Source organism: Mariniflexile soesokkakense (assembly GCF_039650365.1).
Classification (GTDB): Bacteria; Bacteroidota; Bacteroidia; order Flavobacteriales; family Flavobacteriaceae; genus Mariniflexile; species Mariniflexile soesokkakense.
Window position 1 is genome coordinate 216,228 of the sequence record NZ_JAZHYP010000003.1, and the last position, 18,650, is coordinate 234,877.

Below are 18,650 nucleotides of genomic sequence, written 5' to 3' on the forward strand. Positions count from 1 at the left end.
AGTACATTTACAGTCATGACCAAACAACAAGATTCAGGATTAGTTACAGCTAAAGAAGTGGCTAAAGTAATAAACGTAGACAACTATGGCTTTATAGGTACGTTTATTGGGTGGCTACTTATGAAAGTGCTTAAAATTTCAACTCTTAATAAATTTTACACGCGTAACAAACACCTTCAAGGGGTCGATTTTTTAGATAAAATTTTAGATGAATTTCAAATAAAATTTGAAATTCCTGAAGAAGATTTGAAACGGCTACCAAAAGATGGCGCTTACATTACGGTTTCAAACCACCCACTTGGAGGTATTGATGGGATTTTGCTTTTAAAACTAATGCTTGAACAGCGTAACGATTTTAAAATAATTGCTAACTTTTTGTTGCACCGAATCGAGCCCATGAAGCCTTATATTATGCCTGTAAATCCTTTTGAAGAACGAAAGGATGTAAGGTCAAGTCTTGTAGGTTTTAAAAATTCCATTCTTCATTTAAGAGAAGGAAAACCATTAGGGATTTTTCCCGCAGGCGAAGTATCAACTTATAGAGATGGAAAATTGGTGGTTGATAAACCTTGGGAAGCATCGGCAATGAAATTGGTTAAAAAAGCCGAAGTTCCTGTTGTGCCTATCTATTTTCATGCTAAAAATAGCAGATTATTCTATAAACTTTCTAAAATTAGCGATACGTTTAGAACTGCCAAATTACCTTCGGAAGTATTAACCCAAAAACGACGTACTATTAAAGTTCGGATAGGAAAACCTATTTCGGTTGAAGACCAAAAAGAACATACCTCTCTTGAAGATTTTTCAGAATTTTTAAGACGAAAAACCTATATGCTATCCAATGCTTTTGAAAATAAATCAAAAATATTAGATAACATTCAATCTACTTTAAAAACACCTAAAGCGCCAAAAATTATTGTAACACCTGTTGATAATGCGTTAATGATTAATGAGGTAGAAGCGCTACGTAAAGATGATTCTAGGTTATTACAAAGTAAAAATTACGAAGTTTTTTTAGCTGAAGCTTCTAAAATTCCTAATATACTACGTGAAATTGGACGTTTACGCGAAATTACTTTTAGAGAAGTTGGTGAAGGCACTAATGAAGCCATAGATTTAGATGCTTTTGATAACTACTACCACCACATGTTTCTATGGGATAACGAAAGTAAAATACTTGCAGGAGCTTATAGAATGGGTTTAGGCTCTAGAATTTTTGAACGGTACGGTATTGATGGTTTTTATTTACAAGACCTCTTTAGGTTTGAGCCTGAGTTATATAAAATGATGAGTGAGTCTATCGAAATGGGGCGCGCTTTCATTATTAAAGAATATCAACAAAAACCAATGCCGTTATTTTTACTATGGAAAGGCATTGTACATATTACTTTGCGTTACCCTGAACATAAATTTTTAATTGGAGGCGTAAGTATTAGCAATCAGTTTTCAAATTTCTCAAAATCGTTGATGATTGAGTTTATGAAGTCGCATTATTACGACCCTTATTTAGCACAGTATGTAAGCCCTAAAAAGGAATTTAAAGTAAAACTAAAAGATGCCGATAAAGACTTTGTTTTTGATGAAACAGAAGCCGATTTAAACAAATTTGATAAAATTATCGATGAGATTGAACCAGGTGCTTTACGCCTACCCGTACTCCTTAAAAAATACATAAAACAAAACGCCAAATTACTGGCCTTTAATGTAGACCCTTTATTTAACAACTCGGTTGATGGGTTGATGTATATTAAAATTGCCGACTTACCCGAAAGTACTGTGCGCCCCGTTATGGAAGAGTTTCAAGCAGAATTGGAGCGTAAATTAATGGAGAACAACGAGGATTAAATTACGATATTTTAACAAACATCTCTTAAAACAGTATATGCACAGTTCTGTCTGTAAACCCCTATAAAACACTACCTAAACAACATAATGATACCGCCCAAAGCTGTGACTATAAGTACAAAACGTCTGTAATTAACATTCGAAATAAGTTTCACAATATAAGCTCCCAAGAAAAACCCCAAAATAACCATGGGTATTAAAACTGAATTTAAAACCAAGGTTTCAACACTTACGGTATTCCAAACGAATATATGAAATGGTAATTTAAACACGTTAATTATAAAAAACAACCAAGCGGCTGTACCTATAAATTCGTTTTTAGGCATACGCATGGCAAGAAAATAAATATCGGAAATAGGGCCTGCTAAATTACCAACCATGGTGGTAAAACCTGCCATAAACCCTGTTGAATTAGAAAACCATTTATTGGTTGGTATGGTGTTGGATTTTCTGTTCTCCATATAAAACATAATAAGCACAGAACCAATAATGATAACTGCCATGATGCGCTTAAAAATAACTTCAGAAATATCATTACCCACCCAAACACCCACTAAAACTCCAATAACCATAGCTGGCAAGAGTTTTTTAATATACTGCCACTGCGCATGTTTGTTGTAATAAACAACTGCGAATATGTCAGCAAAAATCAACATAGGAAGTAATATACCCGTAGATGTTTTTTCACCAAAAACAAAAGCCAGTATCACAACAATAATAATCCCAATACCCTTTATCCCTGATTTTGATAAACCCAATAAAAAAACGGCAAAACAAATAGCTGCCCATTGAAATATAGTTAAATGAAATGATTGTAGAATTTCTAGATAAGTCAAATTGGTGTTTGGTGTTTTAAAAATTACAAAAAAGCACTATCTATAGGTTCCCAAAGTTCAATTTTATTGCCATCGTTATCTAAAATCCAGCCAAATTTTCCGTACTCGTATTCTTCAATGTTACCAACAACTGTAACACCTTCTTTTTTTAAAACGGTTATTAACTCAACCAAATTTTCAACCCTATAATTGAACATAAAGTCTTTTTTTGAAGGCTCGTAATATTTGGTGTCTTTAGCAAAAGGGCTCCATTGGGTTGAGCACTTGTTCCCTGCTTTATCTTTCCACCAAAAAGTGCATCCATAATCATCAGTATTAAACCCTAAATGATTTTTGTACCAATCTTTAGTTGCTTTCGGGTCTTTCGTTTTAAAAAACAAACCGCCAATACCTGTAACTCTATTTTTCATTTTATAATTTATTAATTCTGAAAAATTAAACATGTTGATCAATAAGCACCGTATTTCCATCTGGGTCTAAAACTACAAAACTAGCAGGTCCTGATGTGTTTTCATCTGCTTCATTTTCTAGTTTAATTCCTGATGCTTTCAAATGTTTTTGAATGGTTCTTACATCATCAAAAGATTCTAGCTTGCTCGCATTTTCGTCCCATCCAGGATTAAATGTTAGAATGTTATTTTCAAACATTCCTTGAAATAGCCCTATTAATGCATTCCCATTTTTCAAGATGAGATAGTTTTTATCTATATCCCCTGCAAATACCGTAAAACCTAAAGTTTCGTAAAATTGTTTTGATGCTTTAATGTCTTTAACACTAAGGCTTATTGAAAAGGCTCCTAATTTCATCTGTTTTTTTATAAATTACTTTTTAATATTCTTTTCATAAATAGAAATCCAGTCATCAACCGTCATTTTTGATGCTAATTCACCAATAAGTTCGTAGGGAATATCATCTATATATTTAAACCGAATACAGCTTTTTCCCATATCGAGCTTACGTTTGCAATGTTTTGGATATTCGGCAACAAACCAATCGTGTAATTCTTCTTTAGCATATACACCAGAATGATACACATTTATTGAGTTTTTTTGCGATGCAATATTCATAAATGGCAATGGTAATTCTGGTGTACAATGATACCCGCCAGGATATATAGAATGTGGTACTACATAACCAATCATACCATAGCTTATGGTTTCTTGAAAACCTTTAGGTAAATTTTTATTGATGATTTGGCGTAATTTTTTAACAGGCTCTTTCCGCTCTACAGGAAGCTGACTTATATAATCCTCAGGTGAATTTGCATGGTATTGCATAATGCTAACTTTTAGACTTCTAAAGTTAACAAAATTTTGCTTCAATTTTATCTACAATGGTTTGTGCTAGTTTTTCTTTGCTTTCAACAGTCCAACCAGCAACGTGTGGCGTTAAAAGTACATTTTGGGCAGAAATTAAATATTGAAATGGCTCGGGCATGGTTGTAGTGAACATGTCTTCAAACGAAGTTTTTTCGTATTCCAATACATCTAAACCCGCACCGAGTATTTTACCAGATTTTAAAGCTGAAACTAAGTCTTGAGTCACCACACTTTTACCACGTGCTGTATTGATAAACCAAAACGGTTTTTTAATTTGATTGATAAAATGAGTATTCATCATATTTAGTGTTAAAGCTGTTTGTGGTGTATGTAAACTAACTACCTCAACCTTTTCTTGAAATTCTTTTAGTGATACTTGTTTTGCATTGGTATCGCCCACATTATCTTTAATATCGTAACACAGCACCTCAACATCAAACCCGCGGAGTTTTTTAGCAAAGGCCTTCCCCATGTTCCCGTAACCAATAATACCAACAGTTCTACCATCTAGTTCTATACCTCGGTTGGCCTCGCGTTGCCATTTGCCATTCCTCACTTCGTGGTCGGCTTTGTTTAGTTTGTTGAATAGTGAAAGTAACATACCCAAAGCGTGCTCGCCAACAGCATTTCTATTGCCTTCGGGTGCTGCAATAAGTTCGATGCCTTTTGATGTAGCATACTCACAATCTATATTTTCTAAACCTGCACCTACACGACCGATAAATTTTAAGCTGGTTGCAGCGTCTAAAAATTGTTTGTCGATGGAAAAACGACTTCTTAAAATGATACCATCGTAATTTTTGATTTTGGCTTCTAGGTCTTGTTTTGAAGATGTGTAATCTTCGTGATTGGTGAATCCTAAACTGTTTAGTTGATTGATGAGTAGCTCGTGATTGGTATCTAGGTGAAGGATTTTCATTTGTAAATATTAGGCTGTAAATTTATGAAGTTTTAAATAAACAATACTGAAAATTAAAGTTGAACTTAATTTTACTGATTGATTGCGTTAGGGATAGAAATGGAAATCCTTTTTAAAACTGGCTGACATTAAATTAACTTTTATGCAAATAATTGGCAGATAGCCAAGTCGCTCACTCCTCGCTATGACTGTTAAAAAGATTGGAATGGATAGCCCGACCCGATAGGGTAACGCCCAAATTATTTAAAAGCCTAGTATAAGTTTGGCTATTAAAAAGTACATTAAAATACCAAATACATCGTTGCTGGTGGTGATGAATGGCCCTGTGGCTACGGCGGCATCGATACCGCGTTTGTCTAAAAATATGGGGATGAAGGTGCCTATTAATGCTGCCATAATGATGACAGAAATCAGGGCTATACAGATGGTTAACGACTCTAAATAGGTAGTTTTGAAGGCAAAATGACTGATGAGCAATACGATGCAGGCAATGGCGAGCCCATTTACCAATCCTAATAAAAATTCTTTAAGGAGCCGGTTTAAAATACTGCCGTCTATGGAATCGTTTGCCAAACCTTGCACGACGATTGCCGATGATTGTACACCTACGTTTCCTGCGGTTGCTTGTATGAGCGGAATGAACATTAATAATGCTGGGAATTTTAACATGGCATCGCTAAACCCATTGATGATGCTTGCCGCCCCAATGCCGCCAAACATACCTATAAGTAGCCAAGGCAAACGGGCTTTGGTGAGTTCCCAAATACTATCATCTGCCTCAACATCGGCGGTAATACCTGCGGCTAACTGATAGTCTTTTTCGGCTTCTTCTTTCATGACGTCAACAATATCGTCAATGGTGATTCTTCCTAAAAGTATGTGATTATCATCTACCACTGGAATGGCTTCCAAATCATATTTTTGCATGACTTTGGCAACGTCTTCAGCATCATCGTGTACATTTACATAATCGACACTTGAGTTGGATAGTTCAGCAATTTTTTGGTCGCTTTTAGCAACAATAAGGTCTTTTAATGATAGACGCCCAACTAGCTTGTTCTTTTTATCTACCACATATATGGAATGCACACGGGTTACTTCTTTAGCTTGCCCACGTATACGACGTAAACAACCGGCAACGGTCCAGGTTTCGTAAACTTTAACCAGCTCTTTTGCCATAAGTCCACCCGCTGTGTCTTCATCATAAGCCAGTAATTCTTCAATTTCTGCTTTATGTTCTTCGTCTTCAATATGGGAGATTACTTCGCGCTTACGTTCTTCGGGAAGTTCTGAAATGATATCGGCAGCATCATCGGTATCTAATTCGCCAATTTCGTCGGCTATTTCTTTTGAAGACAGGTTTCTTAATACTTTTTCTCGATTGTCTTCATCGAGCTCCATTAAGATATCGGCAGTGGTTTCCGAATCTAGAAGCTTGATGATATAGATGGCTTCATCTAAATCTAACTCGTCTAAAATTTCGGCAATATCGGCGTAGTGAAAGTCTTTTAAAAGCTTTTGAAGTGCTTTATCATTGTTTTGTTCAATGAGACGTTCTACCTGATTGATTAAATCATCGGTTAATTCAAATTGTATGTTTTCTATTTCTTCAGACAAAATGCGATGTTTACATGTCTTTTTCAATTAACTGCGTAAGTTCTACAAACTGCTGCACGTTTAATTGCTCCGGACGTTTGTCAAATATACTATCTTCTCTTAAATTATCGCTTAAATTGAATGTTTTTAAACTGTTACGAAGTGTTTTTCTGCGTTGCTGAAAGGCTGTTTTTACTACTTTGAAGAATAAAGTATCATCACATGGTAACGAATAATCTGGTTTTCGGGTAAGGCGCAACACACCCGACTCTACTTTTGGTGGCGGATTGAACACCGATGGCGGTACGGTAAATAAATATTCGGCATCGTAATACGCCTGTGCCAATACCGATAAAATGCCATATACTTTACTGCCTTCTCTAGAGCAAATACGTTCGGCAACTTCTTTTTGAAACATCCCTGAAAACTCTGGAATTTGGTCGCGCATTTCCAAAGTTTTAAATACAATTTGTGTTGAAATATTATAAGGGAAATTGCCAATAATAGCGAAAGGCTCACCGTTGAACACCTGGTTTAAATCGTATTTTAAAAAATCTTTTTCAATAATTCTGGATGCTAGATTTAGGTAATTGGCCTGTAAATAAGCTACCGATTCGGAGTCAATTTCAATAACATGCGTGGCAACATCCTTTTGTAACAAATATTTGGTAAGAACACCCATACCTGGACCAATTTCCAGAACCGTTTTATAACCTTTTAAAGTAAGCGTATCGGCAATTTTTCGTGCAATAAGCTCATCGTTTAAAAAGTGTTGTCCTAAATGCTTTTTTGCTTTAACGGTCATTGGGTTTTGGGTTTTAGGTGTTGGCTGTTGCCACTAATGCACCAATATAAAAAGATTTTCTTGCGAAAGTGCAAAGATAGATTGTTTATCTTTTTTCTATTCTCTATTTTCTTTTGTTTTTTTAATTAAAAGAAACAGAATATTCGTCTATAATTTCAAGTTCGGTTCTAAAGGCTAATACTTTGTCGGCAAATTTTTTAAGTCCTTCCTCTCGTAATTTTGGAGCATCTTCCTTGTAATATGCCTCTAAAGCTTCACGTGATGGAGTTTTGTATTGCACAGAATAGGTAACACCACCCATGTCTTCTTCTACTAAAACCCTAACTAAGGTTGCTTTTTCAAACTTACCGGTAGCCAATACTTGTGGAATGTGCTCTTGTTTCATCCATGTTAACCATTGGTTGTGAATGGATTCATCTATGTTTGAAGTTACGTTGTATATTATCATTGGTTTTGGGTATTGTGTTTTTGATGTTTGTTTAAATCTAGCTTGTCTAACAATCTAATTAATAGCGTCTCCACGTAAAGCGCGGTATAGTTTTCTGGCTTCTACAAAATAAATGCTATCGGCATGATTGAAAATGATTTTCTCGTATAGTGCTTTTGCCTTTTCAGGTTGATTTAACTGATTTTGGTAAATTTCTGCTAACTTAAAATATGCATCATCAATTAAAACACCTTCACCATAATTTGTGATAATAGCATTGTAATTTGCTTCTGCTTTATCAAATTGTGCTTTATCTTCAAATAATTGTGCTTGCTTAAATAATGCTTGCGGTATAATGGGTTCTGTTTTATGTTCACTTAAAATTTTATCTAAAAGCGTTACAGCTTCGTCATTTCTATTTTGAAAAGATAATAAATCTGCTTTAGCATATTGTTTTAAAGCAATTTGTAAAGAATCTTCATACTTGTTATCTGAAATAAGCAGTTTTAAATCCAAAGCATCATTGGCTATAAGTTGCGATGTAGATGCTTTTAATACCTTAAGTTGCGATTCTGCCCATTTAAAATCACCTTTATAATAACTTGCTTTGGCAACTTTATAACGAGCCTCTTGCGAAATGATGCTGTTTTTCAAATTCCGTTGTATTTGTGTGTAGTAAATTAAGGCATCGTTAAATTTTTCTTGTAACACTAAAATGTCTCCTAACTCTAATTTTACTTCTGCTTGCTGTACTTCTGAAAGTGGTAACTGCAATGTTTTCTCTAAAAATGCGGTTGCTTTTTTAGTCTCATTTTTATTGAAGGCTAAAAAATGGGCGTATGCTATTTGAAGTTTTAAAGTTTGTGAAAAACTTCCGAATTTATTAAACAACTCTTGATATTTAGCATCTATGGTATTGTAATTTTCTTTTGAGCTTTGTTTGGTTTCTAACTGAAGTAAATTATAATGTGCCACTAATAAAATATCTAAATCTTGGGCAGTAGTTGTTAAAAATGTGTAAATTTCTTTAGCGGTTTCTGGTTCGTTTTTACTAAATGAAATATCTGCTAATTCTTCTATTCGATACAAACTTTCGGGTTGCCTACTAAAAATAGCTTTCTCTTGGGCAAAAGCTTTTTTAAAATCGTTTTGTTGAATAAACAACCAACTCAACAACTCGTTCCAAAGAATGTTTGGTTCTTGTTGTGCTTTTCTAAGTAAAATTTTTCGGAATATCATGTTGTTTTCATTCTCGCTATTTTCACTTATGAAATCACTTATAGCGCGTTTAATATTCCCTAATGCAATGGGGTTTGATTGTGCAAAATCAACATAACTTGTAAACATTTTTTCAATATTTCCTTGTTCGCCATATAACTGTGCCAATTGCAGATTAAAATTGTAATCTGGCTTTAGTATCATGGCTTTTTCATAAGCAACAACCGATTCGTTTATAAGTGAATGGCTTTGAAAACTTCTAACAATGGAATACACACTGCTAGGGTTTTCGTCAATACTCGCCAAAGCTTTATTATAATAAGTGCTAGCATTTTCTAAATCATCTTTAAGTTGGTAATTATAACCTAACTCAACCATAAATGCTGGGTAGTTAACACGTCCCATGAGTTTTAACAAAAATGATTCTGCTTTATCATATTGCTCTAATTCTTGATGAGAACTAATTATTTTAGAAATGTAATCAATGTTTGAAGGGGATTGCTCATACAACTTATTATACTCAAATAACGCCTTTTCAAAATGCCCGTTTTTATAGTAATCTATAGCCAATGCATCGTCTTGCGAGTACACATGCGCACTAAATATAAAACATAAAATAAATAAGATTCTCATGTTGTAAAGATAACGAATAGGCTGAGTAGCTTCTGCTAATATAATTATAAAAAAATGCCCGAATAAAAATTCGGGCACTAACCAACCAAAATAAAAGTTCCATTAACTACCGTTAATTTAAAAAACGATGTAATACTGATTGGGGACAGTCTTTTTTTAAAGAATTGAATCCCTATTTACTTACAATAGCAGTAACTCTGCTTTCGGATTTTGAGATTTCAAAATCTGAAAACAATACTTTGCCTGCGAAAAAAATTAATGTAATTAAAATTACTAAGCGTTTAATATTTTTCATGGTTAGTAGGTTTAATAGATTTGGTACCTCTAACTTCTAAAATATTTTTAAATACGCAAAAGAAATGCGAATAAAATCGTTAAAAAACGTTAATAATTTACACTTTGTCGATTATAAAGAATAAAAATATGTGTTTTTGTAGGTTTTTATTTCTTTTTAAAGCGTACGGTATTTTGTTCTAATCAATAATTTTAAAACCTGTATAAGCTTGCAAAACTTTAGGAATTACAATACCTTCTGCTGTTTGATAGTTTTCTAAAATACCTGCCAAAACACGTGGTAACGCTAAAGAGCTTCCGTTTAAGGTGTGGGCTAATTCGTTTTTACCATCGCTGTTTTTAAAACGTAATTTTAAACGGTTTGCTTGGAAAGTTTCAAAATTTGAAACTGATGATATTTCCAACCACCTATCTTGTGCTGTTGAAAACACTTCAAAATCGTAAGTTAATGCCGAAGTAAAGCCCAAATCGCCACCACAAAGTCTTAATATTCTGTACGGTAATTTTAATTCTTGCAAAATAGTTTTTACATGTGCTACCATGCCATCTAACGCTTCGTGTGATTTAGTTGGATGCTCAACACGTAAAATTTCTACTTTATCAAATTGGTGTAATCTATTTAAGCCCCGAACATGAGCACCATAGCTTCCTGCTTCACGACGGAAACATGGTGTGTAGCCTGTAATACCTATTGGTAATTCACTTTCATTCAACACTACATCTCTAAAAATGTTGGTTCCTGGAACTTCTGCCGTTGGTATTAAATATAAATTATCTTCGGTTACATGATACATTTGCCCTTCTTTATCTGGCAATTGCCCTGTACCAAAACCAGACGCTTCGTTTACTAAATGTGGTAATTGGTATTCAGTATAACCTGCAGCAGTATTTTTATCTAAAAAGTAAGCAATTAATGCACGTTGTAATCTGGCACCTTTGCCTTTATAAACAGGAAAACCTGCACCAGTAATTTTGTTACCTAATTCAAAATCGATAATGTCATATTTTTTTGCCAACTCCCAATGCGGTAAAGCACCTTTGTGCAATACAGGAATATCACCTTCTTTATAAACTTCTACATTATCAGTATCTAATTTCCCATTTGGTACAATCTCGTTTGGTACATTCGGAATTTTATAAAGCAATTGGTTTAATTCCTCTGTTTTATTGTTAAGTGCGTCGTTTAATTCTTTTGATGCTTCTTTTAACTGACTTGTTTTCTCTTTTAAAAGATTCGCTTTTTGTGCTTCACCCGATTTGTATAAGTGGCCTATTTCTTTTGAAATTGCGTTCGATTCTGCCAAGGTATTATCCAATTCGGTTTGAATACGTCTTCTTTCTTCATCAAAGGAAATAACATCATTTATCATTTGAGTAGCATCTATATTTCGTTTTGCTAATCGGGTTATTACCAAATCTTTGTTTTCTCTAATAAAAGGGACTTGTAACATGTCTTGAAAATTTAAGCGACAAATTTAATGAATTGCGCATATAATTGGACTTCTTTTGAAAGTAAAATCTATTTTTAATTTTGAATGATTATGGGATGCTGAAACAAGTTCAGCATAACGTGAAAAACCTAATTAAAATGCGTTTTTATATAGCTAAGTGACGCCTCTTTGTCTTTTAATAATTGGTCTTTTAAAGCCTCGACCGATTCAAATTTTTGCTCGTTGCGAAGACGATGCAATAAATCTATTTGGATGGTTTTATTATAAATGTTTTTATTGAAGTTGAAAAAATGAACTTCTATGGTCTCTTCCTGCCCTTCAACAGTTGGGTTAAAGCCTATATTCATCATGCCGTAAACAACTTTCTTATTGATAATTGAACTCACTACGTAAGCACCATGCTTCGGAATTAATTTATAATCTTCAGCAACTTCAATATTTGCTGTTGGGAAATCTATCTGCCTACCTAAAGCTTTGCCTTCAACCACTTTACCCGTTAACATAAAAGGGTAGCCCAAAAAAGCATTGGCTTTATCAATATCGCCTTCTTCCAAAGCTTTTCTAATTTTTGTAGAACTTACCGATACATCGTTAATGTCTTGTGCTGAAATTTCTTCTACTTCAAAACCATAAATAGCACCAAATTTTTTTAAATCGTTAATATCGGCGTTTCGGTTTCTTCCAAATCTATGGTCATAACCAATAATTATTTTTTTAGCATTTAATTTATCTACCAAAACTTTCTTTACAAAATCTTCCGCCGAAAGTCTAGAAAATACTTTGGTAAATTTTTTAATAAGTAAGTAATCTAGACCTAAGGCGTCTAAAATAGCACCGCGCTCTTTAATCGTGTTTATTAACTTAATACCAGAATCTTTTTGCAACACCATACGTGGGTGCGGAAAAAAAGTAAGAATTACAGACTTTAAATTGGTTTGCTTTCCAATATTAATTAAACGCTTAACTATTTTTTGATGCCCAACATGAACCCCATCAAAAGTACCTATAGTAACTATGGTTGGCTCAATAGATTTATATGCGTTGATATTTTTTATTTTGCTCATAACAAGCAGTTAATTGCTAATTTGATTAAAAAAAAGTAGATTTGTTTATTGTGTTTAATAAAAACAGCCCCAAATATTTTTTATGAAATCGCCATTAACAAAACGTTTTTTGAAAAAAACACTATTAAATAAAAGGCGACAGCATATGACTCCCTATAGCTATCGGGATGAAAAACAATAATATCTACTTATGAAAGCAAAACTACATTATGTTTTTTCAATAGCAATGTTTTTAGCTATCTTTTCGGTGTCTTCTCAAAATTCTTCTTGGAAAAAAATGGAGACCATTAAAGATTCTAAAATAATTTCAAATTTAAATTTAGATAAAAATAAGATTCATGTATTTGAACTTAATATCGTTTCGTTAAAAGAATCGCTTTTGGGCACTATTGCACGAAGCTCTATAACAAAGCAAAAGGCAACTATAATTTCTATTCCTGCTGAAGCAGGCAAATTAGAAACTTTTAAAATTTACGAAGCTTCTGTTTTTGCCCCAGATTTAGCAGCAAAATATCCCAATATAAAATCGTATGTGGGCGTAAGCACCAATAATTTTGGAACTCGATTACGTATGAGTGTTTCGCCTCAAGGCGTTCAAACTATGATTTCTTATGTTGACAAATCTACAGTTTTTATGCAATCAACTTCAAAAGGGTCTAACGAATATGTATTATATAGTAAAAGCTCAAAAGACAATTCAAATAGCCGATTTGAATGTAAAACCATTGATGACATAAATAAAACATTCAACAAGAATAGTATCACTTCAAAAATCATGGTGAATGAGGGAGGTGCCAATAACCAAACACTACAAAAATTTAGAATAGCCATTTCTACAACCGCTGAATATACCGCATACCATGATGATGGTATTCCTGGAAATGGTGATGCTGTTGCCGATGCCCTAGCAGCCATAAACAACACTTTGAATAGAGTAAATGAAGTATTTGAAACCGATATGGCGGTTACTTTTGAACTTATTAATGCTCCCCAATTAATTTATACCGATGCTGGAACTGACCCCTATTCTGATGCCAATGTAGGTGCTGACGAAGATAATTTTGACAACACAAACGGCTGGAGCCTGCAGCTTCAAAACAATTTAACCAATACTATTGGAAATGGCGCTTACGATATTGGGCACTTGTTTGGTGCTACTGGAGGCGGTGGCATTGCAGGTTGTATTGGGTGTGTGTGCGACAACGATACACCAAGTAGTACAGACCATAAAAAAGGAAGTGGGTTTACGTCACCGTCAAACGGTGTTCCTAATGGAGATACGTTTGATATTGATTTTGTTGCACATGAAATAGGACATCAAATGGGAGCCAGTCATACGTTTGCTTATGAAAATGAAGGCTCTGGTGTAAACTCAGAACCAGGTAGCGGCACAACCATTATGGCTTATGCAGGTATTACGGGCTCTAATAATGTTACTTTAAATAGCGACCCTTATTTTCATTATCAAAGCATTAAACAAATACTAAATACTTTATCAGCTAAAAGTTGCCAAACTACAGAAGTAATTACCAATAACCCACCCATTGCCAATGCAGGTGCAGATTTTAGCATCCCTGCAGGAACAGCCTATGTTTTAAAAGGCGCTGCTACTGATGCCGATGGTGGAGACAACCTAACTTACTGTTGGGAACAAATAGATAGTGGCAATGTTAATTATTTGAATTTTGGTCCTGAGTTAGCTTCCGGTTCAACTAATCGCTCATTACCACCTTCAAGTGTTTCTAACAGATACATACCAAAATTAAGTAGCGTATTAGCAGGAAACACTACTCAATCCAACCCAACGTTAGGAAGTGATTGGGAAACAGTCTCAACAGTTGGAAGAAACTTAAATTGGGCATTAACCGTTAGGGATAGAGCTACGGCTAGTGCCAGCGGTGGACAAAGTAGTTTTGATACCATGAAAATTACGGTTGAAAATGTGACGCCATTTACAGTTTCTAACCCTGTGTCTTGGGCTCAAGGAAGTAATGTTACTATTAACTGGGTAATTGGTCAAACCACAAATGGGACAATTAACTGCCAAAATGTAAATATTAAACTTTCCATCGATGGTGGTTTAACATTTCCAACTATCATCGCATCAAACACCCTTAATGATGGGACATATACTTATACAGTACCAACAATACCAAATACAAGTACAGCTAGATTATTAGTTGAAGCTGCCGATAATATTTTTTACGATGTTTCTAATTTTGATTTTTCAATTTCTCCAAACCCAGATTTTTTTATGGTTGAAGAAACTTTAGACCCCATTGCGTGTGCTGCAACAACTGCTACATTTCATTTTAATTATGTTGCTGCAAATGGTTTTTCGGAAAACACAGTGTTTAGTGCCACTAATCTTCCTTCTGGTGCTTCTGCTGTTTTTTCACCAACTCAGTTAGCTAATTCTGGAACAGTTACAATGACCATAAATAATTTATCTACCGAAGGATACTATACGCCTACCATTGTCGGAACATCACTTTCTACTACAAAAAACAAGGACATAAACCTTCCTTTTTTTAATGGCCTCTGTAATTCAATTGCTAGTACCGAATACGAAACTAGTACCACATTGGTACAATTTAATACTATTAATAACTCATCTGGAAAACCTTCTGGCTATAATAATTACACAAACATCTCTACAAATGTTAACCGAAGTAACGCTTATAATTTAACCATTAAAGCCAATACCGACGGTGATTTTGATACAAGTACCAAGGTGTGGATAGATTGGAACCAGAATTGTAGTTTTAATGATGCCGGCGAAGAGTATAATTTAGGCACCGTTACAAATGCAACTAATGGTTCTACTAGCAACTCGCCGCTTTCAATTACTATTCCTGTAGGGGCCAATTTAGGAAATACCATTATGAGAGTAAGTACAAAATTTAATGATGATGGCCTGCCTAATTCTTGCGAAAACGGATTTGATGGTGAGGTTGAAGATTATACTTTAAATATTATGCCTACGTTAGCTATTGAAGAGTTTGGTTTCGATAATTTTAAGGTGTTTCCAAACCCAAATAACGGTAGGTTTGTTATTCAATTAAATGGTTCATTAGAACGCGCGATTAATGTGGCTGTTTTTGATATTAGAGGAAGAAATATTTATAAAAATGTATTCCCCAATGTTGGCGATTTTAAACAGGAATTGCAATTAAGCAATGTACAATCAGGAATGTATATATTAATTGTAAGTGATGGTCTGAGGAAATCTACTAAAAAGATTGTTATTGAATAAATAGAAGTTAACTAAAAAAATGGTGTCCGTTCAAGCGCAGTCGAGAACTATAAATAAGGTTACTATTAATTAGGCTTCGACTGCTCCCGATAGTTATCTGGACAACCTGAAAATTTACTTCCCATTAAAAGTGTTCATGGTAATATTGATGCCTGCTAATCCAAACGATTTTATAAGTTCGATAGATTTATCTAAACGTTCTTTAAGTTTTTCATTTTCTTCATCGGTCCATTCACCCAATACATAATCTACTTGTTGCCCTTTATTGAATGCATCGCTAATGCCAAACCTAAATCTATTATACCCCACAGTGTTTAGCTTATCTTGAATATCTTTTAAGCCATTGTGACCACCATCACTTCCTTTTGTTTTTACGCGGATGCTTCCAAATGATAGATTTAAATCATCGGTTACTATCAATAAATTTTCTAACTGTATATTTTCTTTTGCTAACCAATATTGTACTGCCTTTCCGCTTAAATTCATATAGGTACTTGGTTTTAAAAAGATAAAGGTTCTTCCTTTTAGCTTATAGGTGGCAACATCTCCTAGTTTTTGGGTTTGAAATGTTAGGTTTTCTTGTGAAGCAAAATGATCTAAAATTTTGAATCCTATATTATGACGGGTATTAGCATACTTTTCGCCTATATTTCCTAAACCTACTATTAAATACTTTTTCATGGAATCTTGTTGAACTTGGTGGCTTTTCTTTTTAAATACGTTTAATAAAAATTGCCACATAGTTTTCTTTAATTTTTAAAATTTTAGCAAAAATACATTTTTGTTTACTAAAACTTATGACTGGGTGAAATCTTTGCGGATAGGTGCGTTAGGGATAGAAGTGAAAAGCCCACAGCGACCCCGACTTTTCCGGGGAGCGAGGACATGTAGTGGATAGCCCGACCCCTTGGGGTAATGCCCAAATTTTAATTGTAAAAAAAAGCATCCCGAATAATACAGGATGCTTTTAGTATCTAATTAGAATATTGTCTATTCTTGAGCTGCTGCTTCAATTGCTGCTTCTTCTGCTGCCTCTGCTGCTGCTTCTTCCTCTTCTTCATCGAATGCGTCTACTGATGCTCTTGAACGTCTTACAAGACAAACTACTGTATTGTCTGGGTGCATAAACTTATATGCATCATTCTGTAATGTAGTAATATAAAGCTTGTTACCAATTTTAAGTGGTGTAATATCTGCTGTAATAAAATCTGGCAAATTAGCTGGTAATGCTTTAACACGTAAGCTACGACGGTTTTTACGCAATACACCACCATTCTTAACACCACGCGAGTTTCCAATAAAACTGATTGGAATTTCCATAGTAATTTCTTTGTCTTCGAATAACTGATAAAAATCTATGTGTAAAATTTTATCTGTTACTGGGTGAAATTGAATGTCTTGTAAAACAGCGTTGTATTTGTCGCCATTTTCTAGAGCAATCACAACTGTATGCGCATTGGGGGTGTATACAAGTGATGAGAACGCTAATTCTTCTGCATTGAAATGAACTGGCTTATCTCCTCCGTATAATACGCAAGGAACCTGACCAGCATTACGTAAGGCTTTTGTTGCTTTTTTGCCCACGCTTTCTCTTTGAGATCCGTTGATTGTAATTGATTTCATTTTTAAAATATATAGTTATTAATAATTATTCTTTTTTTTTTGTGAGCTTTTTAAGCTTACATGACAAATTTTGAACTGATAGATTTATTGTTGTGCACTTTTTCCATAACCTCGGCAAATAAATCTGCACAACTTAGCACTTTAATTTTATTACTTAAAGGTTTAATAGGTATGGAATCGGTTACTATAAGTTCTTCTAATTTAGAATTGTTTAAATTTTCGTATGCTTTTCCAGATAAAATAGGATGTGTACAAATAGCTCTTACACTTAATGCACCTCGTTCCATCATTAAATCGGCTGCTTTTGTTAAAGTACCTGCGGTATCAACCATATCATCAACCAATACTACATTTTTACCTGTAACATCTCCAATTAACTCCATATGCGAAATGGTATTGGCTTTAGCGCGTTGCTTGTAACATATTACCACATCGCTTTCTAGTGCTTTTGAATATGCGTAGGCTCTTTTAGAACCACCCATATCTGGCGAAGCGATGGTTAAATTATCTAAATTCAAACTTTGCAAATAAGGTAGAAAAATGGTCGATGCAAATAAATGATCTACTGGTTTTTCGAAAAAACCTTGTATTTGGTCTGCATGCAAATCCATTGTAATAATTCGAGTTGCTCCTGCTGCTTCCAACATTTTTGCCACTAATTTAGCGGCAATAGGCACTCTAGGTTTATCTTTTCTGTCTTGCCTTGCCCATCCAAAATAAGGTAATACCGCTGTAATGTGTCTTGCCGAAGCACGTTTTCCAGCATCAATCATTAACAACATTTCCATTAAATTCTCTGGCCCTGGATTGGTAGAACCTATTATAAAAATTCGTGTCCCTCTGATTGATTCTTCGTAAGAAGGTTGAAATTCACCATCACTATAAGTCGAAGTAATAACATTGCCTAATTCAGTCCCGAAAGACTTTGCTATTTTTTCACCCAATACTTTACTTTGAGTACATGCAAAAATTTTAGCTTCTGTTATAACAATTGGCATAGGTTAACTTATTGTTTTATAGTGTAAAAGCACACCTTATTTTAATCGAGGTGCAAATTTATACATTTATTTTAACCTAAAAAGTATATTCACTAGTATTTTTATGAATATTATAGAAAAAATATATATTTTTGCGGTCCTATTTATGCTCAAGTGGCGGAATTGGTAGACGCGCCGGATTCAAAATCCGGTTCTTCGGAGTGCGGGTTCGATTCCCGCCTTGAGTACAAAACTGCAATTTACTTATTATAAGGCAATTGCAGTTTTTTTTGTTTTCTATAATATATACTTCGAACTAACTAATTCTGTTTAACGCCCTGCTAAGTGTTTTCTATCCCTTAGGTTTTAATTACATTTGCATAACT

At 34.3% G+C, this 18,650-nt stretch carries 16 protein-coding genes and 1 tRNA gene; 3 read left to right on the forward strand and 14 right to left on the reverse strand.

Translation table 11 applies throughout. From position 1 onward, the window contains the following. Nucleotides 1–15 precede the first annotated feature (15 nt). Nucleotides 16–1,845: a GNAT family N-acyltransferase gene (locus VP395_RS07680; RefSeq protein ID WP_346241208.1), complete on the forward strand. Its 1,830-nt coding sequence runs from the start codon at nucleotides 16–18 to the stop codon at nucleotides 1,843–1,845. 71 nt (nucleotides 1,846–1,916) lie between these two features. Here the strand turns inward: VP395_RS07680 and VP395_RS07685 are convergent, their stop codons facing one another. The 11 genes from VP395_RS07685 to VP395_RS07735 all read right to left on the reverse strand — a co-directional run bounded on the left by VP395_RS07685 (nucleotide 1,917) and on the right by VP395_RS07735 (nucleotide 12,408). Then, nucleotides 1,917–2,681 (reverse strand): sulfite exporter TauE/SafE family protein, encoded by a 765-nt coding sequence (locus tag VP395_RS07685; protein ID WP_346241209.1) that lies wholly within the window; start codon nucleotides 2,679–2,681, stop codon nucleotides 1,917–1,919. Between the two features lie 23 nt (nucleotides 2,682–2,704). Continuing rightward, entirely contained in the window at nucleotides 2,705–3,091 is a 387-nt protein-coding gene (locus VP395_RS07690) for a VOC family protein (protein WP_346241210.1), read from the reverse strand. 25 nt (nucleotides 3,092–3,116) lie between these two features. Next, nucleotides 3,117–3,488, reverse strand: coding sequence for a VOC family protein (locus VP395_RS07695; protein WP_346241211.1), 372 nt, complete (start codon nucleotides 3,486–3,488; stop codon nucleotides 3,117–3,119). Between the two features lie 15 nt (nucleotides 3,489–3,503). Further along, entirely contained in the window at nucleotides 3,504–3,959 is a 456-nt protein-coding gene (locus tag VP395_RS07700; protein WP_346241213.1) for a DUF1801 domain-containing protein, read from the reverse strand. A gap of 25 nt (nucleotides 3,960–3,984) precedes the next feature. Then, complete coding sequence (locus VP395_RS07705; RefSeq protein ID WP_346241214.1) at nucleotides 3,985–4,920, reverse strand: 2-hydroxyacid dehydrogenase; 936 nt, start codon at nucleotides 4,918–4,920, stop codon at nucleotides 3,985–3,987. A gap of 243 nt (nucleotides 4,921–5,163) precedes the next feature. Beyond that, nucleotides 5,164–6,537, reverse strand: coding sequence for a magnesium transporter (mgtE, locus tag VP395_RS07710; RefSeq protein ID WP_346241215.1), 1,374 nt, complete (start codon nucleotides 6,535–6,537; stop codon nucleotides 5,164–5,166). Nucleotides 6,538–6,547: 10 nt separating this feature from the next. Next, entirely contained in the window at nucleotides 6,548–7,321 is a 774-nt protein-coding gene (rsmA, locus tag VP395_RS07715) for a 16S rRNA (adenine(1518)-N(6)/adenine(1519)-N(6))-dimethyltransferase RsmA (RefSeq protein ID WP_346241216.1), read from the reverse strand. 121 nt (nucleotides 7,322–7,442) lie between these two features. Then, the gene (locus VP395_RS07720; RefSeq protein WP_346241217.1) at nucleotides 7,443–7,769 is read right to left on the reverse strand and encodes a DUF4286 family protein; all 327 of its coding nucleotides are present in this window, start codon (nucleotides 7,767–7,769) and stop codon (nucleotides 7,443–7,445) included. A gap of 54 nt (nucleotides 7,770–7,823) precedes the next feature. Beyond that, nucleotides 7,824–9,599, reverse strand: a complete 1,776-nt coding sequence (locus VP395_RS07725; RefSeq protein WP_346241218.1) for a tetratricopeptide repeat protein — start codon at nucleotides 9,597–9,599, stop codon at nucleotides 7,824–7,826. Nucleotides 9,600–10,072: 473 nt separating this feature from the next. Beyond that, complete coding sequence (serS, locus tag VP395_RS07730) at nucleotides 10,073–11,344, reverse strand: serine--tRNA ligase (RefSeq protein WP_346241219.1); 1,272 nt, start codon at nucleotides 11,342–11,344, stop codon at nucleotides 10,073–10,075. 128 nt (nucleotides 11,345–11,472) lie between these two features. Then, on the reverse strand, nucleotides 11,473–12,408 hold the full coding sequence (locus tag VP395_RS07735; protein WP_346241220.1) for a bifunctional riboflavin kinase/FAD synthetase: 936 nt from the start codon (nucleotides 12,406–12,408) through the stop codon (nucleotides 11,473–11,475). A 190-nt stretch (nucleotides 12,409–12,598) separates the two neighbouring features. Here VP395_RS07735 and VP395_RS07740 point away from each other — a divergent pair, with 190 nt between their 5' ends. Further along, nucleotides 12,599–15,664, forward strand: a complete 3,066-nt coding sequence (locus VP395_RS07740; RefSeq protein ID WP_346241222.1) for a zinc-dependent metalloprotease — start codon at nucleotides 12,599–12,601, stop codon at nucleotides 15,662–15,664. A gap of 114 nt (nucleotides 15,665–15,778) precedes the next feature. Here the strand turns inward: VP395_RS07740 and pth are convergent, their stop codons facing one another. The 3 genes from pth to VP395_RS07755 form a co-directional block, all read right to left on the reverse strand. Further along, on the reverse strand, nucleotides 15,779–16,405 hold the full coding sequence (gene pth, locus VP395_RS07745) for an aminoacyl-tRNA hydrolase (protein ID WP_346241224.1): 627 nt from the start codon (nucleotides 16,403–16,405) through the stop codon (nucleotides 15,779–15,781). A 249-nt stretch (nucleotides 16,406–16,654) separates the two neighbouring features. After that, a complete protein-coding gene (locus VP395_RS07750; protein WP_346241225.1) occupies nucleotides 16,655–17,287 on the reverse strand; it encodes a 50S ribosomal protein L25/general stress protein Ctc in 633 nt (210 codons plus the stop codon). 56 nt (nucleotides 17,288–17,343) lie between these two features. Then, on the reverse strand, nucleotides 17,344–18,285 hold the full coding sequence (locus VP395_RS07755) for a ribose-phosphate pyrophosphokinase (protein WP_346241227.1): 942 nt from the start codon (nucleotides 18,283–18,285) through the stop codon (nucleotides 17,344–17,346). Between the two features lie 147 nt (nucleotides 18,286–18,432). Here VP395_RS07755 and VP395_RS07760 point away from each other — a divergent pair. Next, nucleotides 18,433–18,512, forward strand: a tRNA-Leu gene (locus VP395_RS07760). Nucleotides 18,513–18,650: the final 138 nt, after the last annotated feature.